The 26,158-nt window shown below is 73.1% G+C and carries 14 protein-coding genes; 12 read left to right on the plus strand and 2 right to left on the minus strand.

Annotation, left to right across the window (positions count from 1 at the left end; all coding sequences use genetic code 11):
* Nucleotides 1–405: 405 nt before the first annotated feature.
* The 9 genes from ABZ809_RS23325 (at nt 406) to ABZ809_RS23365 (ending at nt 19,420) form a co-directional block, all read left to right on the plus strand.
* Nucleotides 406–10,197 (plus strand): polymorphic toxin-type HINT domain-containing protein, encoded by a 9,792-nt coding sequence (locus ABZ809_RS23325; protein ID WP_357564690.1) that lies wholly within the window; start codon nt 406–408, stop codon nt 10,195–10,197.
* A 68-nt stretch (nt 10,198–10,265) separates the two neighbouring features.
* Nucleotides 10,266–12,641: a hypothetical protein gene (locus ABZ809_RS23330; RefSeq protein WP_357564691.1), complete on the plus strand. Its 2,376-nt coding sequence runs from the start codon at nt 10,266–10,268 to the stop codon at nt 12,639–12,641.
* A 158-nt stretch (nt 12,642–12,799) separates the two neighbouring features.
* Nucleotides 12,800–14,800: a tachylectin-related carbohydrate-binding protein gene (locus ABZ809_RS23335; protein ID WP_357564692.1), complete on the plus strand. Its 2,001-nt coding sequence runs from the start codon at nt 12,800–12,802 to the stop codon at nt 14,798–14,800.
* 209 nt (nt 14,801–15,009) lie between these two features.
* Complete coding sequence (locus tag ABZ809_RS23340; RefSeq protein WP_357564693.1) at nt 15,010–16,038, plus strand: ParB/RepB/Spo0J family partition protein; 1,029 nt, start codon at nt 15,010–15,012, stop codon at nt 16,036–16,038.
* 41 nt (nt 16,039–16,079) lie between these two features.
* Entirely contained in the window at nt 16,080–16,481 is a 402-nt protein-coding gene (locus ABZ809_RS23345; RefSeq protein WP_357564694.1) for a helix-turn-helix domain-containing protein, read from the plus strand.
* A gap of 17 nt (nt 16,482–16,498) precedes the next feature.
* On the plus strand, nt 16,499–16,891 hold the full coding sequence (locus ABZ809_RS23350; protein WP_357564695.1) for a hypothetical protein: 393 nt from the start codon (nt 16,499–16,501) through the stop codon (nt 16,889–16,891).
* Nucleotides 16,892–16,986: 95 nt separating this feature from the next.
* Nucleotides 16,987–17,439 carry a hypothetical protein gene (locus ABZ809_RS23355; protein ID WP_357564696.1) on the plus strand — a complete coding sequence of 151 codons (453 nt, stop codon included), beginning with the start codon at nt 16,987–16,989 and terminating at the stop codon, nt 17,437–17,439.
* Between the two features lie 165 nt (nt 17,440–17,604).
* Nucleotides 17,605–18,147, plus strand: a complete 543-nt coding sequence (locus tag ABZ809_RS23360) for a sigma-70 family RNA polymerase sigma factor (RefSeq protein WP_357564697.1) — start codon at nt 17,605–17,607, stop codon at nt 18,145–18,147.
* Nucleotides 18,140–19,420 (plus strand): hypothetical protein, encoded by a 1,281-nt coding sequence (locus tag ABZ809_RS23365; RefSeq protein WP_357564698.1) that lies wholly within the window; start codon nt 18,140–18,142, stop codon nt 19,418–19,420. The genes ABZ809_RS23360 and ABZ809_RS23365 overlap by 8 nt, the downstream gene beginning before the upstream one ends.
* A gap of 68 nt (nt 19,421–19,488) precedes the next feature.
* On the opposite strand, the gene ABZ809_RS23370 is transcribed toward ABZ809_RS23365, so the two are convergent.
* Nucleotides 19,489–20,118 (minus strand): TetR family transcriptional regulator, encoded by a 630-nt coding sequence (locus ABZ809_RS23370; RefSeq protein ID WP_357564699.1) that lies wholly within the window; start codon nt 20,116–20,118, stop codon nt 19,489–19,491.
* 144 nt (nt 20,119–20,262) lie between these two features.
* Here ABZ809_RS23370 and ABZ809_RS23375 point away from each other — a divergent pair, with 144 nt between their 5' ends.
* Both ABZ809_RS23375 and ABZ809_RS23380 read left to right on the plus strand, forming a co-directional pair.
* A complete protein-coding gene (locus tag ABZ809_RS23375; RefSeq protein ID WP_357564700.1) occupies nt 20,263–20,703 on the plus strand; it encodes a MarR family transcriptional regulator in 441 nt (146 codons plus the stop codon).
* Complete coding sequence (locus tag ABZ809_RS23380; protein ID WP_357564701.1) at nt 20,700–22,340, plus strand: MDR family MFS transporter; 1,641 nt, start codon at nt 20,700–20,702, stop codon at nt 22,338–22,340. Before ABZ809_RS23375 ends, ABZ809_RS23380 begins: the two co-directional genes overlap by 4 nt.
* Before the next feature lie 151 nt (nt 22,341–22,491).
* Here the strand turns inward: ABZ809_RS23380 and ABZ809_RS23385 are convergent, their stop codons facing one another.
* Nucleotides 22,492–22,776: a hypothetical protein gene (locus ABZ809_RS23385; RefSeq protein ID WP_357564702.1), complete on the minus strand. Its 285-nt coding sequence runs from the start codon at nt 22,774–22,776 to the stop codon at nt 22,492–22,494.
* Nucleotides 22,777–23,109: 333 nt separating this feature from the next.
* Between ABZ809_RS23385 and ABZ809_RS23390 the strand changes: the two genes are divergently transcribed.
* Entirely contained in the window at nt 23,110–26,016 is a 2,907-nt protein-coding gene (locus tag ABZ809_RS23390; protein ID WP_357564751.1) for a BTAD domain-containing putative transcriptional regulator, read from the plus strand.
* The last annotated feature ends 142 nt before the right edge of the window (nt 26,017–26,158 follow it).

A 26,158-nucleotide genomic window follows, 5' to 3' on the forward strand; every position in this document is an offset into this window, starting at 1 on the left:
GCTGCCGCACCTGTTCGACAGCACACCGGTGACCCGCCCGCCCACCGGCTGGATCATCACCCCGGTCTGCGCGGCCGCCGGCTGCGCCGGGACGATCGCGATTCCGAGCAGGATCGCCGTCGTCGCCCCGATCGTCCGTAGCCGGTGCCACATGCTTGCTCTGGCCATATAGCCGTCCCTTTCGCTGATATCCGGAACATCGGCATGATGTGGCATCGCCCGGGTGTGCACAAGGAGACGCCGGCGCGTCCGCGCCGTTCAGCCGGCCATCGGCAGCGGTTGAACAGTCCACTGTAGATAACAGTTTCGTCTCGCCGCCGAAACAGGGTGGCGCGTCTCGATATGCATTGTTGGCACCGCCGCCCGCGGTGTGGGAGACAATTCTGTGCGCCACGGAGGTCGGCGATGCACGACGGCAAGAAGAGCGCGTCCGGCGACCGGGCCGCCGACCTGCTTCCCGACCTGTTGGGTGCGCGCCCGCCGCTGCGGCGGACGCTCACCACCGCGTTGGCGGCAGCGATGGCGCTCGTCATCGCGGTGAGCGGGGTGGGCGAACAGCCGGCGCCGATCGAGTTCCCGACGGCGGGCTCGGCGCCGGGGGCCGACAGGGCCCGGAGCGGGCAGGGCGCGGCCGCCGCCCCGCGACAGCGGTGGGACGGGGTGCCGGCCGGCGGCGAGCAGTCGCGGCAGCACACCAACCGGAAGATCCCCGCCTCCCAGCGGTCGCGCTACCCACAGCACGCGCTGCCGCAGCAGCCGACCGTTCCCGCGAACAAGGCATCAGTGCAGCAGCCCCCGGCGGAACCGGCGCGCGGCTACCAGCCGGCCACCAGCGCGGAGCTGGCGCAGGAGCGGGACGCCTTCCGGCAGGTCTACGCCAACGCCGACGGCACGCAGACCACGGTGTTCTCCACCGCTGCGGTGAACTACCGGACGGCCGGCGGCGGCTGGGCGCCGATCGACCCGAAGCTGACGGCCGACGCCGCCTCCGGCTGGCGCAACACGGCGGACGCCGTGCAGGTCCGGCTCGCCGCCCGGGCCGACGCCCCGGCCGTGGCCCGCTTCGCCCTCTCCGAGGGTCAGGCCGTGTCGTACGGGCTGGCCGGCGCCGCGTCGGTGCCCGGACAGGCCGACGGTGCGCTGGTCACCTACCGCGGCGTGCTGCCCGGCGTCGATCTGGAGCTGGAGTCGCGCCCCGGCGCGCTGAAGGAGACGCTGGTACTGCACTCCCCGAACGCCCCGCGGGTGTACGACTTTCCACTGCGCCTCGAAGGGCTCACCGCGGCGGTACGCGACGGCTCCGTCGAGCTGTCCGACGCGGCGGGCACGGTGCGGGCCGTCTTCCCACCGGGCTACGTGGTCGACGCCGCGCCCGTTCCGGTGACCTCGACGGCGGTCAGCTACCAGCTGCGTACCGCCGGCGGTAAGACCGTCCTGCGGGTCTCCGTTGACGACGGATGGCTGCGCGACCCGGCCCGCGTCTACCCGGTGCGGCTGGACCCGACGGTGGAGCTGCCGGTCGCCGACGGCGCCGCCGACTCGGCCATGTACGTGCACGGCGGCAGCTCCGCCTCGGGCAGCAGCGAGCTGCGGGTCGGCACGGTGGACGGCGCCAACGCCGCGTCGTACGTCAAGTTCGGTGGGCTGGTGGACCGGCTGCGCTACCACACCATCTACGGCGCCCAGCTCCAGGTGGTCAACTACGACGCCGACTCCTGCCGGGCGCGCGAGGTGACCGTGCACCCGGTGACGGCCGCGTGGTCGGCCGGCACCGGCTACTCCTACCCCGGCCCGGCGGTCGGCGCCGCGCTGGCCAGCCGGTCGTTCGCGCACGGCTACGTCGCGTTCGGCGAGGATTCGTCGGCCTGCCCGACCGCGGCCGAGGCGTTCGACCTGGGCGGCGCCGGGGGCAACCTGGTGCAGCGGTGGGTCAACGGGGAGCAGGCCAACCACGGCCTGTCGCTGCGCGCCTCCACCGATCCGCTCAGCGGCAAGCGGTTCGCCGGCCCGCAGACGGCCAACCCGCCGAGGCTGTACGTGACGCACAGCCCGTACAACGCCTCGTACCAGATCCCGAAGCCGGTGCCCAACCCGCCGGTGTTGCAGAACCAGGACGGCCGGGTCGCCGTGACGGTGACCAACCGCAGCGCCGGCGCGTGGGCGGTGGGCGACTACTACCTGGCCTACCGGGCCTACAACGCCCGGACCGGCGCGGCGGTCACCCAGCAGCGCGCGGCCAACCTGACCGCCCCGGTGGCGCGTGGTGCCGCGGTGACCCTCGACGCGACCATCAAGGCCCTGCCGCCGGGCCGGTACTTCCTCGACTTCACGATGGTGCGTACCGGGGGCGTGGTCTTCACCGACCACCAGGTGCCGCCCGCCCGGATGGTGCTCGAGGTCGTCGACATCCCACCGGTCGTGCAGGAGCTGTACCCGCCGAACGGCTACGCCGCACAGACCCTGACCCCGCAGCTGTGGGGCCGCGCGCTGGACATCGACGCGCCCCCGGGAGTGTCGCTGTCCTACAAGTTCGAGGTGTGCGAGCAGCCGGCGTCCGGCGATCCCACCGGGTGTTTCGACTCCGGCTTCCAGGCGAAGACCGCCTGGGCGGTGCCGGCCGGCCGGTTGTCCTGGAGCAAGACCTACCGGTGGCGGGTGATCGTCAAGGACGCCGGCAACGAGGTGTCGTCGCCGACCTCGACGCTGCTCACCGCCGTGCCCCAGCCGGAGATCACCTCGCGGATCGCGGGCGCGACGACGGCGGCGCGGGACCGCGAGTTCGACGCCCAGACCGGCAACGTGTCCACCACCGCGATGGACGCCACGGTCACCACCGTCGGGCCCGAGCTGAACCTGGTCCGCACCTACAACAGCCTCGACCCGCGCCGCGACGGCGCGTTCGGTGCCGGCTGGTCGAGCCGGTACGACATGCGCGTCGTCGCCGACGCGGACGGCTCCGGCAACGTGCTGGTCACCTACCCGGACGGGCAGCAGGTGCGCTTCGGCCGCAACCCCGACGGCACCTTCGCCGCCCCGGCCGGCCGCACCGCCTCGCTGACCTGGAACGGCACTTTGTGGACGCTTGTCGACAAGGCGCGGATGACGTACCAGTTCTCCGCCGCCGGCCGGCTCACGAAGATCACCGACGCGGCCCTGCGGTCGATCGTGCTCACCTACAACGCCACCGACGGCAAGCTGGCCCGGGCCCGGGTCGCCAACAGCCAGACCAACACGGCCGGCCGGTCGCTGACCTTCACCTGGACCGGCGCGCACGTGACGAGCGTCGCCGCCGACGCGGTCGGTGGCGTGGCGCCGACGTGGACCTACACCTACAGCGGCGACCTGCTCACCTCGGTCTGCGCCCCCGGCAACGCCTGCACCCGGTACGGCTACGCGGCCGGCTCGAACTACCGCACCGGGGTGCTCGACGCGAAGCCCGAGTCGTACTGGCGCCTGGGCGAGCCGCAGGGCACCGCCGCCGGCAGCGAGGTCGCCGTCAACCTGGGCAAGGACGCGGGCGTCCACACGGGCGTGACCCTCGGCACGGCGGGCGCGCTGACCGGCACCGGCAACACCGCGGCCACCTTCAACGGCACCTCCTCGGTCGTCGAGCTGCCCAAGGGCGCGGTGAAGAAGGCCCGCGACACCGCGGTCGAGCTGTGGTTCAAGGCCAGCACCACCGGCGGTGGCGGCCCGCTGCTGGGCTACCAGGACAAGGCGCTCGGCGCCACCTCCACCACCGGCGTGCCGGTGCTGTACGTGGGTACCGACGGCCTGCTGCGTGGCCAGTTCGGCGGCCCCGCGATCGCGCCGCTCACCTCGACCGCCGCCGTCAACGACGGGCGCTGGCACCACGCGGTGCTGTCGGTCATGGGCGGCGTCCAGACCCTCTACCTCGACGGCGTCAAGACGGCCGAGCGCACCGGCACGACGGTCGAGCACTCGCTGCTCACCTTCAACCAGCTCGGCGCGGCGTACGCGACCAGCCCGGCGTCCTGGCCGGCGTGGGGCACGACGGCCCGCCGGCACTTCGCCGGTGTCATCGACGAGGTGGCCGTCTACTCCCACCCGCTGGGCCAGGCGGCGGTCACCGCGCACCACCGGTACGCCGCCGGCACCGACCAGCTGACCACGGTGACCCTGCCGAGCGGCAAGATCGCGGCGCAGTTCGGCTACGACACCGCGGCCGACCGGGTCACCAAGCACACCGACCGGCACGGCGGCATGTGGCTGATCGGCGCGCCGCTGGTCTACGGCGGCGACACCGACCTGCGCCGCAGCGTGCAGGTGCTGGACCCGGCCAACCGGCCGCACCTGTTCGAGTACGACGCGCTCAGCGGCCAACTGCTGCGTTCGGGCACGCCGCTCGGCCTGGAGATCCGCGAGGAGGACCGGCCCGGCTCGCCCACGCCGCCACCGCCACCGCCACCGACGGAGGTGTGCTCCACGCCGGACCCGGGTGACCCGTCGTTCTGCACGGTCATCCCCGGGGACGCGGGCGGGCCGGTGTTCGTGCGGCACCCGCTGGAGGGCATGGCGATCCGCACGTTCGAGTACGACGACCGCGGCAACCAGACCGTGGTCACGAACGAGAACGGCGACGCCGTACGGATGGGCCACGACCAGCGCGGCAACGTCACCTCGAAGCGGACCTGCCGCGCAGGCGGGGTCTGCCACACCGCCTACACGACCTATCCGGCGACGGTGACCGACCCGTTCGACCCGCGCAACGACCTGCCGACCGAGTCGCGGGACGGGCGCTCGGCCAGCGCCACCGACAACACCTACCGGACCAGCTACACCCACACGCCGTTCGGTGAGCTGGCGACGCAGGTCAACCCGGACGGGGGCACCGTCCGGCACACCTACACCACCGGCGGCGAGGCGGCGTACGGCGGCGGCACCGTGCCGGCCGGCCTGCTGCTGACCACCACCGACGCGCGCGGCAAGATCACCCGCTACGCGTACTACCAGAACGGCGACCTCTACCGGACCACGGAGCCGTCGGGGCTGGCCACCACCCACACCTACGACGCGTTGGGCCGGCTGCTCACCACCACGGAAATCTCCGACAGCTACCCGGCGGGCGTGGTCACCAGCCACACCTACGACGCGCTGTCGCGGCCGGTCAGCACCACCGCGCCGGCCACCACGGACGCGGTGACCGGCCAGGCGCACCAGAAGCGCTCCACGACCACCTACGACGTGGACGGCAACGTGACCCGCGTCGAGGTCGACGACGTGCGCGGCGACGACGAGACCCGGGTCAGCACCTGGGAGTACGACCAGTCCAACCGGCCGGTCAAGACCACGGACGCGGAGGGCAACGAGACCGTCAAGAACTACGACCGGTTCGGCAACGAGACCACCGTCGTGGACGCGAACGGCAACCGGTACGACTACGCCTACACCGCGCGCAACGCCCTGGCCGAGGTGCGCCTGCGGGCGTACGCCGGCGACGAGGGCCCCACCACCGGGGACTACCTGGTGCTGCACACCTACACGTACGACCACGCCGGCCGGATGGCCAGCCACACCGACGCGATGGGCCGGCGGCTGGAGTACCAGTACTACGGCGACGACCAGTTGCACCGTCTCGTGCTGAAGAACTTCCGCAACCCGGACGGCAGCACGCGCGACTACGTCGTGGAGGAGAACACGTACGACGGCGCCGGCAACCGCACCCGGCAGGCCTCGGCCAACGGCACCTCGGTCACCCAGCAGACGTACACCCCGGCGGGTGCCGTCGCCAGCATCGTGGTCAATCCCGGCGCCGCCGCGCTGACCACGTCGTACACGTACGACACGATGGGCAACGTCACCCGGATGACCCGCGCCGGGCGGCCGTCCAACGTGCCGTGGACCCTGTCCACCGCCGGTGAGCAGGTCGACTACGCCTATGACGACAGCGGCAACCCGATCCGCCAGACGGTCGTCGCCGGGACGGTCACCCGGGTCACCACCAGCGCCTACGACCAGCGCGGGCTGCTCACCGCCGCCACCGACCCGCTCGGGCGGACGATCCGCTACCAGCACGACGAGCTGGGCCGCCAGGTCAGGGTCGTCGCCCCGGCGGTGGCCGCCGAGGAGAACGGCGGCGCGCCGGCCACCGTCACGCCGACCACCGTCACCGGCTACAACACCTTCGACGAGACCGTGCACACCGCCGACGCCCGGGGCAAGGTCAGCAGCTACACCTACAACCGGCTGGGCCGCCAGGTCGGCAGCACCGCCCCGACGTACGCGCCGCCGGCCGGGGTCAGCTCGTTGCAGCCCACCACGACGGCGCGGTACGACCCGGCGGGCAACGTGGTCGAGACCGTCGACGCGCGCGGCAACGCCACCCGGTACCAGTACGACCAGATGGGTCGCCTGGTCAGCCGGGACGAGCCGGCGGGCACCGCGGACCGGGCGGTGACCCGGTACACCTACACCCGCACGGGTGAGCTGCTGTCGAAGACCAGCCCCACCGGCAGCCGGGCCGAGGCGACCTACGACGACCTCGACCGCCAGGTGACCGCGACGGTGCTGGAGCGGTACCCGACCCCCCGCACGCTCACCAGGCAGTACCGCTACGACGACGGCGGCAACGTCACGTCGGTCGTGTCGCCCGGCGGCGCCACCACCGCCAACACGTACGACGTGTTCGGCCAGCTCACCCGGATGGTCGACGCCGCCGGGGTGGCCACCAGCTACGGCTACGACTACGCCGGCCGGCAGGTGCGGGTCAGCGACGGGCTGGGGCGTACCGAGCGGATCGACTACGACCTGCTCGGGCTGATCACGGCCGAGTCGGACGTGGCGCCGGACGGCGCGATCCTGCGCACCCAGACCTACGGCTACGACGCAGCCGGCAACCTGACCTCGGCGGTCAGCCCGGGCGGCGTCACCACCACGTACGAGTACGACACGCTCGGCCGGCTGGTCCGGCAGGTGGAGCCGACCACCACCAGTTCCTCGATCACCACCAGCTTCGGCTACGACGCGGCCGGCAACCCCACCCGCTACACCGACGGCCGGGGCAACCGCACCGTCTCCACGTACAACAGTTGGGGCCTGCTGGAGTCGCAGATCGAGCCGGCCACCACCGCCCACCCGAACGCGGCCGACCGCACCTGGACGGTGGCGTACAACATCGCCGCGCAGCCGACCAGGCTCACCGCGCCCGGCGGGGTGACCCGGCTGCGCAGCTACGACGCGGCGGGCCGGCTGACCGGCGAGACCGGCAGCGGCGCCGGCAGCCCGGAGCGCACCCTCGGCTACGACCTGGCCGGCCGGCTGATCCGGGCCGCCGCGCCGGTCGGCACCGACACGTACAGCTACGACGACCGGGGCAACATGCTCAGCGCCACCGGCCGGGCCGGCACCGCCCGCTTCCAGTACGACGCGGACAGCCTGCTGACCAGCCAGACCGACGCGGCCGGGACCGCCACCTACACCTACACCCGGCAGCGGCTGACGGCGGCCCGCGACGGCATCACCGGCGTCACCCAGAGCTACACCTACGACGCCGCCGGGCAGCCGACGGGCATCGACTACGGCTCCGGCCGCACCCGGACCTTCGCCTACGACAACCTGGCGCGCCTGAGCAGCGACGTCACCCGCAACGCGACCGGGCAGCCGGTCAGCTCGGTCAACTACACCTACGACGCCGACGACAAGCTGATCGGCAAGACCACTGCCGGAACGGCCGGGGCGGGCAAGCACACCTACGCCTACGACCTGGCCGGGCGCCTGATCTCGTGGACCGGGCCGCAGGGCACCGTGGCGTACGCCTGGGACGCCTCCGGCAACCGGATCCGCGCGGGCGCCAAGACGGCCAGCTACGACGAGCGCAACCGGCTGCTGTCCGACTCGGACTACACCTACACCTACACCGCGCGGGGCACGCTCGCCTCGCGGACCAGCGCCGGACTGACCGAGAAGTACACCTTCGACGCGTTCGACCGGCTCACCACCGCGGGCAGCGTGACGTACACGTACGACGCGCTGAACCGGGTGGCGGCCCGTGGCACCTCCCCGTTCGGGTACGCGGGCCTGGCCGACGACGTGGTCAGCGACGGCACCGGCCGCTTCTCCCGGGGGCCGGCCGGTGAGGTCCTCGCCGTGGGCGAGGGCGACGAGAAACTGCTGGCCCTCACCGACGGGCACGGCGACGTGGTGGCCGGCATCGACCCCACGGACACCGCGCTGACCGAGCTCACCGACTCGAAGGCGTACGACCCCTTCGGCGCGGTCGTCGCCACCGAGGGTGACACGGGCGAGCTGGGCTTCCAGGGCGACTGGACCGACCCGACCACCGGCCAGGTCGACATGGGCGCGCGCTGGTACGAGCCCGGCACCGGCGGCTTCGTCTCCCGCGACACCGCCAACTACAGCACCGGCGACTCGATTCTGGCGAACCGGTACACGTACGCGGCGGGCGACCCGCTGGCGCACATCGACCCGGACGGGCACTGGCCGTCGTGCGGCTGGTGCAAGTCCGTCGTCAACAAGGTCAGGAAGACGGCCTCCAACGCCTGGTCGGGCCTGAAGCGGACCGCCTCCAACGCCTGGTCGGGTGTGCAGCGGGTCGCGTCCAGCGCCTGGTCCTGGGCGAGACGGACCGCCTCGAACGTCTGGTCGGGCGTGCAGCGGGCGGCGGCCTGGGTCGGCTCGGCCATCAGGAAGGTGGGCAGCGCGATATCCAACGGAGCCAGGTGGCTCTACAACAAGGCCCGCACCGCCGTCACCTGGGTCGGCAACAAGATCCAGTCCGCGGCGAGCTGGGTCGCCAACAAGGCGTCCCGGGCGTGGAAGACGGTGACCGGCGCCGTCTCGGCGGGGATGACCTGGGCGAGGCAGAAGGCCGAGCAGGCGCGCCGGGTGCTGCACGAGGCGAAGCGGCGGGTCACCGAGACCGCCCGCCGGGCCATCGAGTACGCGGTCAAGCACAACCCGATCAAGGCCGTGGCCGCCGCGCTCAAGCCGGTCGTGTCGACCATCAAGACGGTGGTCTCGGCCGCGGCGCACATCCCGGCCGCGGTGGTCGCCACCGTTCGGGACGTGGTGACCGACGTCGTCCAGGCGACCAAGGTCATCTACCAGTCGGCCGTCCTGGCCGTCGGCAACGTCGTCGAGGAGGTCTCCAAGGCGACCGAGGCGGTGGCGGACTTCGCCCGGGCGGCGACGCCGTACCTGAAGGACGCGCTGAGCTTCGCCGCCGAGGCCGTCGGCGTCACCGACCTGGTCGACTGCGTGAGCAAGGGCGACCTGGAGGCGTGCGCCTGGACGGCGGCGACCGTGGCCGGCTTCGCGCTCGGCGGGGTCGGCGGCGGCGCGGTGCGTACGGCGCGGTTGGCGCGCCTGGCGGCCAAGAACGGCGACGAGATCGCCGACGCCCTCCGTGGGGGAACCCGGGTGCCCACCGCCCGGCGGGCGGACGACGCGGCTGACGTCGCGTCCTGCGCCACCGGCAACAGCTTCACCGGCGACACGCTGGTCCGCATGGCCGACGGCTCGACCAAGCCGATCAGCGAGGTCAGGGTGGGGGAGAAGGTGCTCTCCACCGATCCCACCACCGGCCGTACGGGTGCCTTCGCGGTCACCGCCGTCATCGTCGGCGAGGGGCGCAAGGAACTGGTCGAGGTCGAGGTGGACACCGACGGTCCGACCGGTTCGGCCACCGCCTCGGTGACCGCCACCGAGGGCCACCCGTTCTGGTCCCCGGAGCGCGACACCTGGGTCGAGGCCGGCGACCTGGCCGCCGGCGAGCGGTTGCTGACCTCCACCGGGGGGACCGGGACCGTGCTGGCCACCCGGGAACGGACCGAGCGGGAGCGGGTCTACAACCTCACCGTCGACACGACGCACACGTTCTACGTGCTCGCCGGCGCGCTGGACCTGCTGGTGCACAACACCGACGCGGGCTGCCCGATGCACGGCCCCTCGGCGCTGCCCGAATCCGTCACCGGCAGGAAGCCCCCGGGCAAGTGCGACTGCGGCGACTCGAAGTTGGACGACGCCTCCGACCTGCGCACCGGCACCGCCCAGCGGCGGAACGCCGACCGCATGGAGGAACTGCGGAGGGAGATCGAGGGGCGGGGCAAGCGGGCAGAACTGCCGAAGAGCGTCACCGGCCAGGTCGAGGACGTCCTGGAGACCATTCACGATCTCTTCGTCCCACCGGGGGGTTCACCGGGGGCACCGGGCTTCTGACACCGCCCGACGCCTCGACATCCACGCACACCATCCACAGGCGAACAACGACGACAAGGGGAAGTGACGTGTTGACCGAAGGCACGTACAGACGGCGGCCGGTGCGGCTGCTGGCCGTGCTGGTGCTGCTGGTGGCGGCGTTGGGCGTGGCCATCTCACGGCCGTCGCCGGTCGCCGCGGACGCGGCCGGGTTGGGTGGCGACTTCGTGCCACTGCCCAGCGGCGTCGCGTTGCTGGACACCCGGTCCGGGATCGGCGGGCGCACCGGCGTGGTCGGGACCGGCGGCGTGGTGTCGTTCCCGGTGCTGGGCGTCGGTGGCGTTCCCTCCGCCGGGGTGAGCGCGGTCCTGATCCGGATGGTGACGACGGACGGCACCGCCACCACCTACCTGCGGGCCTACCCGGACGGCACCACGCCGAACGCGGTTTCGATGCTCAACACCTCCCCGAAGGAGCAGATCTCCAACACGGCGGTCGTCCAGCCGGGCAGCAACGGCCGGATAGCCGTGCGGCAGGACGCCGGCAGCGCGCACGTCATCGTCACCGCGCAGGGCTACTTCCGCTCCACGGTCGGTGCCGGCGGCGGGTTCGTGCCGGTCGTGTCGAACAAGCTTGTCGACACCCGGGACGGCACGGGGACGACCAAGGCGAAGGTCCCCGCGCAGGGCACCCGCACGGTGACCCTGACCGGCGGCGCGATCCCGGCGACCGCGACCGCCGTGCTGGCCAACGTGATCGCCGTCAACGTGACCGCGCCGGGTTGGCTCGGCGTGATGCCGGCGGGCGGCGGCACGCCGTCGCACTCGGCGGTGAGCTTCGAGGAGACCGGGCACAGTGGCCACCTCGTCTCGGTGCCGCTCTCCTCGGCCGGGCAGGCCACCTTCTTCAACAAGAGCGGGGCCGCCGTCGACCTGGTCGTCGCGCCGTACGGCTACGTCAGCGGCGAGGCCGGCCAGGGAGCCGGATTCCGCCACCTGGCGGCCACCCGGCTGTACGACGGCTCCGTCGCGGCGGGCGGGGTGGTCGACGTGCAGGTGACCGGCAAGCTCGGGATGCCCACCCGGGGCGTCGCCGGCGTGGTCCTCAACGTGACCGCCGTCGCCCCGGACGCCGCCGGCAACGTCCAGGTGTGGCCGACCGGCAGCGCCGTTCCTGCCGTCGCCCAGGTGCACATGCGCAAGCCCCACACCGTGGGCGCCCTGGCCGTCGTCCAGCCCGGCACCGACGGCGCGATCCGGCTGAGGCACACGCTGGCCACGTCCACCCGCCTCATCGTGGACGTCCAGGGATACTTCGCCGATCCGATCCCGCCGGCCGCGGTGGAGTCGTACGCGGCGTCGGTGGGTGTGCAGGCCGGTCCGGTGGCGGGTGCGGCGCTGGGGATGGTGGAGTACGCGTACACGGACAACATCGGTCGGGTGCTGATCGGGCACCAGACCGACGTGGACAACTTCGGTTCGGTGCAGTGGACCGTGGTGTCGGGTAACGAGGCGTTCTCGGGCCGGCCGTCGCTGGGTGTCCTGGGTGACGGCAAGGTGCAGGTGGCGGCGCGTTACTCGGACTCGGACGTGTGGGCGAAGACGCAGACGGCGGTGGGTGCGGCGACCTGGGGCGCCTGGGCGGACTTCGGCGGCTCGATGGCCGCCGCTCCGGCGGTGACCCGGCTCCCGTCCGGGACGATGGCCGTGTTCGCCGTCGACGCGGACGGGAAACTGTGGGTCCACCAGCAGACGGGCACGATCCCGGCCTGGCGGCCCCTGGTCGACCAGGACTTCACCGGCACCCCGGTCGTCGCGCCGACCCGTACCGGTGTGCGGTTGTTCCTGCGTACCACTTCCGGCACGGTCGCGACGGCGGAGTACGTCGAGGGCGTCCTGTCGGCGTGGACGAACCTCGGCGGCACCGGCACCGGCGCCCCGGCCGTGGTGACGTATCCCGGCTACCGGACGCGGGTGTTCGTGCGGACGGTCGACGGGACGATCGCGACGAAGTACCAGGACGCGGCGGGGACGTTCCCGGCCGGGTGGACGTCGCTGGGGTCGTACGTGTCGGCGGGCGCCCCGGCGGCGGTGCTGGATCCGGTGCTGGGCCGCACGGCGGTCGTCACCCGCAGCCCGTCGGGTCAGGTGATGCTGTCCTGGGAGACGGCGCAGGCCTCGGGCGCGTTCTCCGGGTGGTCGCCGGCGATTCCGGACCTGTTCGAGGTTACGGCGACGGATCCGACGATCGTGCCGGTGACCAACAGCGCGGGGCAGACGTGGCTGATCCTGTTCCGCAACGCCAACAACGCCAGCCGCATCTACGAACGGCAACCGGTCGCCGGCCTCGCCGGCACGGACGGCCGTAGCTCGACCACGGCGATGGACGAGGCCGGGGAGGCCGCCGCCACGGCGGTCGCGCGCGGCGTCTTCGCCGCGCACACCCTCCCCGCCCCACCGGCCTGACGCACCAACGGGTCGGGGGCGGCACCGTTGCGCGCCCGACCCGGCACGACACACAGCACCTCACCTCTCGATATTGATCAGCTGGCCGTCCACCGGACCGTCGCCCCTGAAGGGAACCGGCGGCGACCGGGGACGCCAGCTCGATGGAAAGGCATGTCATGAACCGGTCACGATGGCGCGGCGGGCTGGCCGCCACGCAGGTCGCGGCGCTGGCCGCGGCGCTGCTGGCGGTGGTTACGCCGACGCCCGCGCACGCCGCCGACACGGTGAGCTGCGCCGCCCAGACGTCGTTCTTCGCCGCCGACACCACCGGCAGGCTCTGGCGTTATCCGGTCAACTCGCCCGGCAGCACGAGCCTGAGCTTCGCGACCCGCAGCCAGATCGGCAACGGCTGGCAGACCTACGGCCGGGTCATCGGTGGCCCGGGTGGGCGGGTCTACGGCATCAACGCGAACGGGATGTACCGCTACCGCTGGACGAGCAGCGGCTGGGAGCAGATCAACGGCAGCGCCGCCCAGCGGATCAGCACCGGCTTCACCCAGTTCGCGTCCGGCAGTTCCCGGGACAAGATCACCGTCGACGAGCGGGGTGACTTCTACGCCGTCGACGGGCTGGGGAGGCTGCGCACCTACCGGTACGACGAGACGGCCGGCGCCTGGGCCTTCTCGGATCGCCTGCTCGACACCGGGTGGGGCCGGTTCAACCTCATCGTCGCCGCCGGCCAGGGCGTGTTGTTCGCCCGGGACGCCACCGACGGCCGGCTCTACCGCTACCGGTACGACGCGGACAGCCAGCGGTGGATCGACTACCAGTTGTCGCTCGGCACGGGCTGGAACGTGTTCACCAAGGGCGTCGTCTCGGCCGGCGGGGACACCCTGTTCGGCATCGAGGCCAGCGGGCTCATGGCGCAGTACCGCTTCCGCGAGGACAACAACACCTGGGTGGTCCTGCGCCGGACCATCAGCACCTCCGGCTGGCAGAACTTCAGCAGCGTCGCGGCCACCACGAACGGCTGCACGTTGACCGCCTCCCACGTCCCGGCCCGGCCGTCGGTGCCGGTGGCCCAGAACGCCGCGGCGAGCGTGACGCAGGCCAGCTCGAACAGCATCGAGCTCGCGCACACCGACAACATCGGCCGGCTGCTGCACGGCCGGATGAGCCCGGACAACTTCAGCTCGCTGCAACTGACCGCGGTCTCCGGCAGCGAGGGCTTCAGCGGCGTGCCGGCGGTGTCGGAGAACACCCAGAACCTCACCCGGATCACGGCTCGCAACATCAACAGCGACGTCTGGACCCGTACCCAGTCGGTCGCCGGCAGCCCCGGCTGGGGCGGCTGGGCCGACCTGGGCGGCCGGATGGCGACCAACCCCGCCGTGGCGCGCCTCTCCGACCAGCGTGAGGTCGTGTTCGCGGTGGACGCGGGCGGCGCCCTGTGGGCCCGGCGGCAGGACCCGGCGCACGCGGACCTGCTGGCCTGGCGCAAGCTCGGTGGCAGCGGCCTGACCGGCACCCCGGTGGCGGTGCCGTTGGCCAACGCGAGCGCCCTGGTCGTCGTCGCGGACAGCGCCGGCACGTTGCAGGCGGCCGTCTACACGGGAGGCACGCTGGGGGCGTGGACCAGCCTCGGTGGCAGCGGCTTCACCGGCACCCCGGCCGTGGTCGTGATGCCCGGCTACCGGCTGCGCATCTTCGCCCGCAACGCCGAGGGCCGGATCGCGGCCACGGAACGCCGGGTCGACGGCACCTTCACCGGCACGTGGACGCCTGTCGGCGGCACCGGCGTCGCCCCGGCGGGTGCGCCGAGCGCGCTGCTGAGCCCGGTCACCGGCCGGATCGGCGTCTACGTGCGCGGCACCGACGGCTACATCCACTACGCCGCCGAGACGGCGCAGGGCAGCGGCACGTGGGGCGCCTGGATCCCGGCGCAGGACGCGTTCGAGACCTACGCCACCGACCCGACCGCGTTCAGCTTCGTCAACGCCAACGGGGCGAACGTGGCCTACCTCGCCCGCACCCCCGCCGGCTCGCTGCGGCTGTACACCGTCCAGGAGCCGACCTCCTGGATCGCCGGCTCGGCCAGTGCCCGCACGGCCAGCGCAGCGGCTGAGCGTCCGGTCTTCCACCGGCACGTGCTGCCTTCGCCGCCTCCCGTCGACTGACCGGAGGCTGGTCGTAGAGGGGTCCGTGGGCCGATGCCCACGGGCCCCTCTTCGTTCGCCACCGCTGCCGGTGGTGGTTGAGAACGGCCTGTACGGAGCGTGTACGCCGCCTGTACCCATCCGTCTCCGGAGCGCGCTAGCTTCTACCTGCCCACCACCGGCCTGAGGTGGTTGTCCGGGTAGCTGCTCTCTGATGGGGGAGAAAGCAGATGAGTCCTGTACGGGTGGCGATGACCGATGTCGCACCGCCACGCGCCGTCGCGGCGGAGACGCGCGCCGAGGACGCCATCGAGCGCATTCGTGGCGAGGCCGAGCAGGTGGACGTGACCCTGCTGCGGGACGGCCTCTCACCCCGGCTCGACGGCGTCGACACCTCCCACGTGCGACACCTCGCGGGCCTGGCGGACGAGTTGCCGCCCCTGGTGGTGCACCGGGCGACGATGCGCGTGATGGACGGGCTGCACAGGCTCGCCGCGGCGCGCGTACGCGGCCAGCGGCAGGTGCCCGTGGTGTACTTCGAGGGGACCTCCGCGGAGGCCTTCGTCGTCGCGGTGCGGCTCAACGCGACCCACGGCAGGGCGCTGCGCGCGAAGGACCGGGCCGCGGCGGCACGGCGCATCCTCGACGCGTACCCCCATCGGTCGGACCGCTGGATCGCCTCCGTGTGCGGGGTCGCGCCGCGCACCGTGGCCACGCTGCGGCAGAAGTCGGCCGACGCCGGTCAGCGGCTCGACACCCGGATCGGTCGCGACGGCCGCCGCCACCCGCTCTCCGCCCACGAGGGCCGCCGGCTGGCCGAGCAGATCATGCGCGAGGAGCCGGAAGCCAGCCTGCGCGAGGTGGCCCGCCGCGCCGGGGTGTCCGTCGGCACCGCCCTGGACGTACGGCGGCGTCTGCTGGCCGGCGGCCCCGAGCTGGTCGTTCCCGCCGCCGGCGCGGCGGAGCCCGGGACGGCGCAGTGGGTCGCGGGCGGCGCCGGGCAGCTCACCGTGCTGAGGATCCGCGAGCAGCTGGAGTGGCTGGCCAGGGAGCCGGCGCTGCGCTACACCGACCGGGGGCGGGCGTTGCTCCGGCTGGTGTCGGCCACGCTGGCCTTCCTGGAGCACTCCGGTCCGATGGCGGACGCGGCGCCCGACCACTGCCGGCGCTCGCTCGACGCGGTGGCCCGGGCCTGCGCCGGTGGCTGGCTCGACTTCGCCGACCAGTTCGGCGACGAGAATCCGCCGCGGGTGCACTGACCTTTTTTGAACGATCGGTCAACAACCGCTATGCTCGGATCATGGGCCGGCCGCAGAGTTTCGACACGCCGGATGCCCTCCGTCGCGCCGCAGCGGTGTTCGCCAGGCGTGGCTACGAGGGCGCGTCGATCTCGCACCTCGTCGAGGCGACCGGGCTGAAGCGCGGCAGCCTCTACGGTGCCTTCGGCAGCAAGGCCGAGCTGTTCCGTGAGAGCTTCGGAGCGGCCGTCGGGGCCGCCGAGTCCCCGGATCTGGTGACCGACCTTCTCGTCGTGGCGCTGCGCGAGCGGGCCGCGTACGACCCGGTCGTCGCCGCGACCACCGAGCGGGCCATCGCCTGGCTCGCCAGTTCCTCCTCGGCCCCGATCAGCGAACTCGTCTTCACCCGCCTCCTCGCCGTCGCCCGCCCCGCGACCGGCGGCGAGGAGGAGCGGACCCCGTAACAAGGAAGGGCACTCCCGTGGCCAGCATCAAGATCGAAGACGGCAACCTCGTCATCGCCATCCACGGCATCCGGAAGCTCGGCACGCTCAAGAGTGAGCTCACGATCCCGCTCGCGAACGTGCGCGGCGCCACCGTCGACCCGACGTTGAGCATCAACTGGGCCGGGTTCAAGAAGTCCGGCGAGTGGCCCGGCTACAAGATCGCCGGGACCAACGCCTACGGGCACTACCTCGGCGGCACTTTCCGGCAGGACGGCGACCGGGTCTTCTGGGACGTACGTGACCCGGAGCGCGCGATCGTCGTCACCCTCGAAGACGCGGAGTACGCCCGTCTCATCGTCGAGGTCGACGAACCGGACACTGCCGTCGCGCAGATCGAGGCGGCGCTCGCCAGGGGCACCTCGGCATGAACGGCGCGCGTTAGCAGGAACCGGGAGGCCGCCTGCGCGAGGCGCCCCGCCGCGTCGGCGTGTCCGTTGGCACCACCGGTGGGCATGATTCCGGGGTGGACGTCTGGATCCAGGACCTGTGGCTGGCGGCGATCCGTGAGGAGGTGCCCGACGACGAGGTCGGGCGGTGGTGGAACAGCCACGAGGCCGACTCCATGGACGACCTCGTCAGGGCCGCGCCCGCGCTTCGGCTGGGCACGATCCTCACCACCTCGCAGGAACCGGAGCCGGGCGGGGCCACGCGCCGGGTCTTCGACCTGATGTTCCTGCGCGGCACCCTGCCGCAGGAGTTCGAGCCGGACGCCACGGCGTCGTACGTCCTGCCGCTGCTCGACGCCGGGCTCCGGGCGGCCCTGCTCGCGGCGTTCGCCCCGCGGCCCGGAGACCATCCGTTGGCGGAGGCCGCGCCGCTCGGCGAACTCGCCGGATTCCTGGACAGCCACGCGGGCGCCCGGTTGGCTCCGCACCCGCGCACCGCCGCGGTACGGGTGCCGCTCGACGCCGGGTGACCGGTGCCGCGGTTCGTCGGCGCGCGGGCACCACGTTGGCCTCGGCGTCGCCGTCCTCGGCCGGTCCGCCGTCGGCCGCTGCCCCCCGGTTTTCCGGTGGGGGGTGTCACCGGGCCGCGGGCTGATTGGTCTCAAGGGTGCAGAGGCCGACGAGGAGGGGACGATGTGACGAACCAGGAACATATCCGGGAGTTGTACGCCGCCGCGGCGCCGCGCCTGGTGTCGCAGCTCTTCGCCATCATCGGTGACTACGCGGAAGCCCAGGACGTCGTGCAGGACGCCTTCGTGCGGGCGCTCGCCCGACCGGGTCGGTTCGGCGAGGTGGAGCATCCGGAGGCATGGCTGCGCACGGTGGCCCTGAACATCGCCCGCAGCCGGTACCGCCGCACGGCGGTCTTCCTCCGGCTGGCGCGCTCCGGCAGGCTCGATACCGGGCGGGGGAGGATCGCGGGCCTGTCGCCCGACCATGTCGCCCTCGTCACCGCTCTCCAGCGGCTGCCGCGACCGGCGCGTGAGGCCGTGGTCCTCCACCACATCGCGGACCTGCCGGTCGCCGACGTGGCGACGGCCCTGGGGTGTTCGGTGGAGGCGGTCAAGACCCGGCTCGTCCGGGCCCGCCGCGCTCTCGCCGCCGACCTCGACGACACCGCCCACGTGCGGACTGTGTTGCCAGCGAGCGTGAACGAGGGAGGACGCCGCCATGCCTGACCTGGATTTCGCCGGGCTCGACCGGGCCGCCCAGGCGGCGTTCAAGCCCGACTTCGCCGCGGTGCGGCACCGGGCGCGCCGTCGCCAGCGGACCCATCTGGTCGCCGTGTCGCTGACGGCGCTGGCGCTGGTCGCGGCAGCGGCGAGCGTCGGCCTGCGCGCCGGCGAGCCACCGGCGCCGGTGCCCGGCTCCGACGTGACCCCGACGCCGGCCTTCGTGCCGTCCCCGGGGCCCAGCGCGACCGCGTCCCCCGGTCCCCGCGTGGGGCGCACCGCCCACACCGGTCCGATGGTGGCGGGCGACCTCGACCATTTCTATCTGCGGTGGTACGACTGCGACGGGGAGGACTGCGCGACGATGGTGGCCGGCACGGCCGACCGGGGGGCGACCTGGCGCACCTTCCCCCTTCCGCTGCCGGACAACGCGAAGTTCGTCGTGGCGGCGGCGGCGAAGCGGACCCTGGTCGCCCACTACCAGTTCGGCGCCGGAGGGGTGCCGATCCGTCAGGGCTGGCTCGCGAGCGTCGACGGCGGCGAGCGGTGGCGGGAGGCGACGCCGGGGACGGCTGCCCAGGTGCCCGAGGGTTGGCGGGTGGTGAACCACTGGCTGGGTCACCGGTTCCAGGAGATCGTGGCGGTTGACCCGGTGACCGGTGACGTCGTGCTGGTGCCGCAGACCTCGGGGCTGAAGATGCCGGAGTTCGCCGGTGACGTGCCGGCCGAGGCGGGCATCTGGGCGAGCGGGTACGAACGCCAGCGGACCGAATCCGGCGGCCGGCTCGTCGGCCAGGGCAGCGCGGTCGCGGTGAGCCGCGACGGGGGCCGCACCTGGGAACGGCACGTCTTCGCCGGGGCGCTCACCGCCGGCGACGACGTGGCGCTGGACGTCGCGACGCGGGACGGGCGGACCGTCTACGCCGTCGGCCGCGTCGGTGCGGCACTGGTCGTGCACCGCAGTGCCGACGGGGGACGGACCTGGCGGCGCACCACCGGCACCGCGGCCGTGGGGGAGCGGTCGGTCCGGGCCTCCGTGCGGCCCGACGGGACCCTGGTCGTCCAGGCCGGGATCGTCTCGGGCGACCGCCCGCTGATGTTCACCAGCGGCGACGAGGGGGAGAGCCTGGTTCCGGTGGAACCCGCGCCGGGTGCCGCGGCGGATCCCGTGCCCGGCGCCGACGGTCACGTGCAGAAGACCTGGCCGTACGCCTCGGGCCTCTGGCTCTCCGCCGACGGGGCCACCTGGTCCTATGTGAGCCCGCCCGACCTGCCCTGACGGCCGGGCTCCCCGCCGCCCGGCGGGGAGCCCGGCTCATGGCGTCGACTGGCGCGGTGACCCGGGCGTCAGTCGGTCCCGCTGCCGTCCGACGGTGACCCGCAGGCGGCGGCCGGGGCGGCCGCGGCCTCGGCGAGCGCGGTCCGGAGGATGTCGAGCAGCGGCCCGTCGGGGTGGTCGATCCAGTGCTGGATGGCCACGCGCAGGGTGGCCAGGAGGGTCGCGGCCAGGACGCGGGAGCGTAGCGCATGGTCGGGGCCGGTGAGGTGCGGGGCGAGCGCGTCGGCCAGGTCGCGCTCGATGGCGGTGTAGGCCGCGATCTGGTGTGCGACGAGGCCGGGGTGCCCGCGTAGCTGCCGGCGGCGGACCAGCCAGGAGGGCGGGGCGTTGCCGTACGCCTCGACGGCGAGACGCTCGGCCGCCGTGCTCAGCGCGACCCACGGGGGCTCGTCGGCCGGCTGCCGGCGGACGAGTTCCAGCAGCCGGCGCAGCCGGACGGCGTCGCCGTGGAAGATCGCCTCCTCCTTGCTGGAGAAGTAGTTGGAGAACGTCCGGCGGGAGACGTTCGCGGCGTCGGCGACGGCCTCCACGGTGACCCGGTCGAGGCCGTGCTCGGTGGCGAGGCGCAGGGCGGCCTCGTGCAGCGCGAGCCTGGTGGCCGCCTTCTTCCGCTCCCGTAGGCCGGTGATCTCCTCCATGGGCGACAGCTTACGGGTGGTGACCCAGTTCTCAACGAGCAAACTTGCACTCTGGGCAAGATCGGCAGATGCTTGTATGCGGCAACCATCTGCGACCACGGGGAGGACAGGGTGGAAACTGCCGGTCGTGAGCTCGGTGCGAGGTTGTCCGAGCTTGTCAGGAGCGTACGGCTGATCAAGCGGCGCCGGGCCGACGTCAGGCCGGGCGTGCCGATCGGCCTGGCCGGCCTCCTCATGCAGATCGAGAAGAATCCCGCCGACTGCCACGCCCGGGAGTTGGCGGTCCGCAGCGGGCTCGACCCGTCGACCGTCAGCCGCGCCGTCGCCTCCCTCGTGAGCCACGGCCTGGTCGAGCGGCGCGTCGACCCCGCCGACAAGCGGGCCAGCCTGCTGACGGTCACCCCGGCCGGGCGGGCCGCCCTGACCGAAACCTACGACTGGTACGGGCGGGTGCTCGACACCGCGCTCGCCGACTGGACCCCCGCGGAGGTGGCCGCGCTGGCCGCCGCGCTCGGCCGGTTCACCCGCGACATCGAGACCGCCCTCGGACACCACGACAACGACAACCTGGAGGCCGCGCGATGAGCGCACCCACCACCACGGCCGGCGACGCGCCGATGACACACCGGCAGACGCTGGAGGCCCTCAGCGGCCTGCTGCTGGTGCTGTTCGTCGCGATGCTGAGCGGCACGGTCGTCTCGACGGCGCTGCCGAACATCATCGGCGCGCTGAACGGGTCGCAGACCCAGTACACCTGGGTGGTCACCGCCACCCTGCTCACGGCGACCGCGACCACCCCGATCTGGGGCAAGCTCGCGGACCTGTTCAACAAGAAGCTCCTGGTGCAGATCGCCATCGTGGTCTTCCTGGTCGGCTCGGTGATCGCCGGGTTCGCCCAGACCGCCGGCCAGCTCATCGGCGCCCGCGCGTTCCAGGGCATCGGTGTCGGTGGCCTCCAGGCCCTCGTCCAGGTCGCCATCGCCGCGATGATCCCGCCCCGCGAGCGCGGCCGGTACAACGGCTACCTCGGCGGCGTCATGGCGGTGGCGACGGTCGGCGGCCCGCTGCTGGGCGGGCTCATCGTCGACACGTCCTGGCTCGGCTGGCGTTGGTGCTTCTTCGTCGGCGTCCCCGTCGCCGCCCTCGCGCTGGTCCTCCTCCAGGCCACCCTGCGCCTGCCGACGGTCCGCCGCGAGAACGTGAAGATCGACTACCTGGGTGCGACACTGATCGCCGCCGGGGTCAGCCTGCTGCTCATCTGGATCTCCTTCGTCGACGACTCGTTCGCCTGGGTCTCCTGGCAGAGCGCCGCCATGGTGGGCGGTTCGCTCGTGCTGCTCGCCCTGGCGGTCTGGGTCGAGTCCCGGGCCGACGAGCCGGTCGTCCCGCTCGACCTCGTCCGCCAGCGCACCACCGCCCTGGCCATCCTGGGCAGCCTCGCGGTGGGCATGGCGATGTTCGGTGGCGCCGTCTTCCTCGGCCAGTACTTCCAGATCGGGCGCGGCTACAGCCCGACCGAGGCCGGGCTGCTCACCATCCCGATGATGGCCGGCGTCCTCGGTTCGTCGATCATCGCCGGCCGGCTGATCACCAAGACCGGAAAGATCAAGCCGTACATCGTCTTCGGCGCGATCGTGCTGGTCATCGGGTTCGCCATGCTCGGCACGATCGACCACGAGACCTCGCTGACGCTGGTCGGCGCGGCCATGTTCATCGTCGGCGTCGGGGTCGGCATGACGATGCAGAACCTCGTCCTCGCCGTGCAGAACACGGTCTCGCTGAAGGACATCGGCGCGGCCAGCTCCACCGTCGCGTTCTTCCGCTCGCTCGGCGGCACGATCGGCGTCTCGGTGCTCGGCGCGGTGCTCGCCCGGCGGGTCACCGACCAGATCACCACCGACCTCACCGCCGCCGGCATTCCCGCCTCCGGCAGCAGCGGAGCCGGCAGTCTCAACCTCGACGCCATGCCCGCCGTGGTCCAGCAGATCGTCCGGGCCGCGTACGGCGACGCGACCGGCCACATCTTCCTCATCTCCGCCGCGATCGCCGTGGTGGGCGTCATCGCCGCGATCCTGTTGAAGCCGGTCGCCCTGCGCACCAGCCTGGACCTGCCCGACCCGGCCAGGTCGGCGGCCGTGGCCGCCGACGCGGTCGACGGCGCTCCCGCCTTCGACCAGGTGACCGTCGACGCCGGGGCGAAGGAGGCGCCGGCCCGCCGCTGAGGCGCCGACCGACGAGACCGGGGTCGCCACCGTCTTCGAAGACGGTGGCGACCCCGGTCTCGTCGGGTGCCTGGGAGGGCGCCGTCGGTTGCCAGGCCCGCCTCGGCCGGGCGTCACGATCGCGACGGCACCGGCCGGAGGAGGAGCTTCCCTACTGGAGGCCGCCGCCCATCGTCACCGGATCGGTGTCCCGGTTGCAGGTCGGGAACAGGTTGTCCCACAACGAGGTGCCCCTGTCCCTGTCCACGCAGCCCGACTCGGAAGGCGGCGGGAGAACGACGCCCCCGCCGATCGTCAGGCCGCTGCCCGGTCCGGCGACGGCCCGGCTGTCGGCGCCGTCGGCGGCGCCCACGGCGGGCGACCCGAGAGCCAGGAACAGGAGCGCGCCGGGTACGAGCAGCCGTGCAGCGCGTCGACCGTCGACTACCGTCCGCATGTGTCCTCCTTGGAGTTGTCGTCGGATGCTGCGAGCGTCATCGAGCGCGGGGGCAGGGTCAAGACCGTCTCGGTCACGACCGGGTCACGCGAATCACGCGGCATTTATGCTGCTCAATGACATTTCCTGGCCATTGGGGCGGGTCCGCGCCTTCCAGGTGACGCCGGAGACCAGGCCCGCAGAAGGGCGGGCCCGATCCGCGACTGGTGACGGAAAGTGCCCGGCGGGTTGCCCAGGGTGATGGTCGGGGCGCCGTTTTCGGCTGCCGGTGAGAAGCGGAACGACGGTCCGATGCCGGTGTCGCCCCTGTGGTAGAAAGCCCGGGTGGCCGCCATGCGTTTCCAACTCCTGGGGCCGCTCGAGGTCCGGATCGACGGTCGGCCCGTGCCGCTCGGCACGGTGAAGCAACGGCTGCTCTGCGCCGCCCTGCTGCTGGACCCGAACGAGGTGCTGCACACCGAGCACCTCGCCGAGATGCTGTGGGACGAGCCCCGGCCGGCCTCCGCGGCGGCCAACCTGAGGACGTACGCCCACGGGCTGCGGCAGGCCCTGCGCGACCGGTCGGACGGCGTGAGCCGGCTGCACACCGGCACCGGCGGCTACCTGCTCCAGGTGCACCCGGGCGAGCGGGACCTCGACGAGTTCGAGGAGGCGGCGCAGCAGGGCCGCGACGCCCGTGCGCGGGGCGAGCTGCGGCAGGCCGAGGCGAGCCTGGCCCACGCGTTGTCCCTCTGGCGTGACTCCCCGCTCGCCGGGCTGCCCCTGCCCCACACGATCGCCGTACGCCTGACCCGCCTGCACGAGCAGCGGCTGATGGTCGAGGAGGATCACGTCCAGGCCAGACTCGACCTGGGTGCGTCCGCCGAGTTGGTCGGGCGGCTGCGCGAGCACGTCGAGAACCATCCCCTGCGGCAGCGTGGCTGGGGCCAGCTGATGACCGCGCTCTACCGCACCGGTGACATCGCCGGCGCGGTCGACGCGTACCTGCGGGCCCGGCGGGTGCTGGCCGACCAGCTCGGCATCGATCCCAGCCCGTGGCTGGAGGCGCTCTACCGGGACATCCTCGACCACAGCCCGCACCTCACCGGCGAGCCGCAGCGGCCGGCGCCCGCGCGGATCGTGGTGCGCGGGCTGCCGCCGGACGTCGACACCTTCGTCGGCCGGCGGGCCGAGATCGACGCCGTGAGCAGCTGGCTCGAAGGGCCCGCGACGAGCCCGGTCGTCGCGCTGCACGGCCCCGGTGGGGCCGGCAAGTCGGCGCTGGCCGTCCGGATCGCCCACCACCTCGCCGACCGGTACCAGGGCGGCACCCTCTACGTGGACCTGCAGGGAGCGGACGCCGACCTGCCACCGCTGCGGCCCATCGACGTCCTGGGCCGGTTCCTGCGTGCGCTCGGGGTGCCGGGCAACGCCGTGCCGTCCGACGTCGGCGAGGCCACCGTCGCCTACCGGTCGGAGATCGCGGGACGGGGCGTGCTCGTCGTACTCGACAACGCCCGGGACGCCGCCCAGGTCAGGAGCCTGCTGCCGGCCGACGGGTCGTGCGGTGCCGTGGTCACCAGCCGGCGGATGCTCGCGACCCTGCCCAACGGTAAACATCTCGCCGTGGGGCTGCTGTCCCGCCAGGAGGCGGTCGGGCTGCTCGCGGGCGAGTGCGGCACCGATCGGGTGGCGGCCGAGCCGGACGCGTCCGTACGCCTGGTGGAGCTCTGCGGCCTGCTGCCGCTGGCCATCCGGATCGTCGGCGCCCGGCTGACCAGCCGGCCGGGCTGGCCGATCGCCCGCCTGGTGCAGCGGCTCGCCGACCCCGGGCTGCGGCTCAACGAGCTGGCGTTCGACGACCTCAGCGTCCGGCCGTCCATCGCGCTCACCTACGCCGCGCTGCGCGACGGGGATGCCGGCGGGCAGTTGTGCGCCCGGGCCTTCCGGATGATCGGCGGCAGCCACCTGCCGGGCGTCACCGCCCGGGCCGTCGCCGCTCTCCTCGGCGAGTCCCCGGCGGTGGCCGAGACGGTCCTCGAACGGCTCGCCGACGAGCGTCTGACGGAGCCCCGGGAACCGGGTGTCTACGGCATCCACGACCTGGTCCGGCTGTACGCCGTCGAACGGTCCGCGGACGAGCCGACCGACGACCGGGAGGCCGCGTTGCGGCGGCTGCTGGAGATGTACCTGGAGGGGGCGCGGGAGCTCGAACGGATGGCCAACGCCGGCTGGTCGCCGACGGACGCCGGAAACCAGGACCGACCGGCCTGGCAGGAGCCGCCGCAAAACCCGGCGCAGGCAGTGACCTGGCTGGCCGAAGAACATCTCAACATCCTCGCCGCCTTCCGGCAGGCGTCGACCGCGTCCACCGGCACCGCGAAGCTCGCCGCCGGGCTCGCCTGGGCGAGCGTCGCCTCGTTGCGCCGGCACGGCTTCCTGCAGGAGGCCCTCACCCTCGTGGACGGCGCCGCCGCCACCACCGAGCGGCTCGGCCTCACGCTCGAACACTGCGCCGCGCTGTTCTACCGGGCGGCGTTCAACAAGGGCACCGCCGATCCGTCGGTGGTCGAGGCGGACCTGCTGCGCTGCCTCGAACTGGTCCAGTCGCTGGGTGACCGCGACCGGATCTCCACCTGCCTGGAGGCGCTCGGCAACCTGCGCCACCGGATGGGTGACGTGCCGGGCTCGCTCGCCTACCTCGACGAGGCGCTGGCGCTGCGCCGGGAGTCCGGCCGGCCCCTCATGGTCGGCGCCACCCTGAGCAACTCCGCGCAGGCCCGCATGTCGGCCGGCGCGCGGGAGGAGGCGTTCGCGGACGTCGAGGAGGCGTTGCGGATCGCCCGCGACATCGACGCCGTCGGTCTGGAGGGCGCCGCCCTCAGCATGCGGGGGCAACTGCTGTGCCGCGTCGAACGGTGGTCCGAGGCCCGTGAGTGTCTCGCCGAGGCGCTGGCCGCCACCGAGCGGGCGGGCGACCTGCCGTCGCGCTGCGAGGCGCTGCTGTCCCGCGCGGCGGCACACCTCCAACTCGGGGACCACGTCGCCGCCGCCCACGACGCCGAGGAGGCGGGGCTGACGGCCGTCCGGATCGGCGACCGCTACCTGCTGGCCGTCGCGCGGCGGGCCCTGGGCCGGATCGCCGGGGCCGCGGGCGACGCCGGCACCGCGTCGAGGCTGGACTCCGACGCCCGGGTCCTGTTCAGGTCGCTGCCGGGCTATCGGGAGCCGCAGTACGTCGAGTACTTCGGCCAACCCTGACCGGGGCGGGCCCCGCGCGGCGACGTCCGCCAGGTCGCTTCGGTACCCGGCCCACGACGGCCCGGGACACGTCGTTCCTGGTGCGTGGACGCTCGCTGTGCGGACCGGACGCGGGCTGGCGGCCGGTGGGCGCAAACGGCGG

The sequence above is a fragment of the Micromonospora sp. NPDC047074 genome, assembly GCF_040643815.1.
GTDB lineage: Bacteria > Actinomycetota > Actinomycetes > Mycobacteriales > Micromonosporaceae > Micromonospora.

Bases quoted from the DNA above. Each gene is read 5' to 3' on its own strand.
- ABZ809_RS23325 (WP_357564690.1), top strand. From the start codon at position 406: ATGCACGACGGCAAGAAGAGCGCGTCCGGCGACCGGGCCGCCGACCTG.
- ABZ809_RS23335 (WP_357564692.1), top strand. From the start codon at position 12,800: ATGAACCGGTCACGATGGCGCGGCGGGCTGGCCGCCACGCAGGTCGCG.
- ABZ809_RS23340 (WP_357564693.1), top strand. From the start codon at position 15,010: ATGAGTCCTGTACGGGTGGCGATGACCGATGTCGCACCGCCACGCGCC.
- ABZ809_RS23345 (WP_357564694.1), top strand. From the start codon at position 16,080: ATGGGCCGGCCGCAGAGTTTCGACACGCCGGATGCCCTCCGTCGCGCC.
- ABZ809_RS23365 (WP_357564698.1), top strand. From the start codon at position 18,140: ATGCCTGACCTGGATTTCGCCGGGCTCGACCGGGCCGCCCAGGCGGCG.
- ABZ809_RS23370 (WP_357564699.1), bottom strand. From the start codon at position 20,118: ATGGAGGAGATCACCGGCCTACGGGAGCGGAAGAAGGCGGCCACCAGG.
- ABZ809_RS23380 (WP_357564701.1), top strand. From the start codon at position 20,700: ATGAGCGCACCCACCACCACGGCCGGCGACGCGCCGATGACACACCGG.
- ABZ809_RS23385 (WP_357564702.1), bottom strand. From the start codon at position 22,776: ATGCGGACGGTAGTCGACGGTCGACGCGCTGCACGGCTGCTCGTACCC.
- ABZ809_RS23390 (WP_357564751.1), top strand. From the start codon at position 23,110: ATGCGTTTCCAACTCCTGGGGCCGCTCGAGGTCCGGATCGACGGTCGG.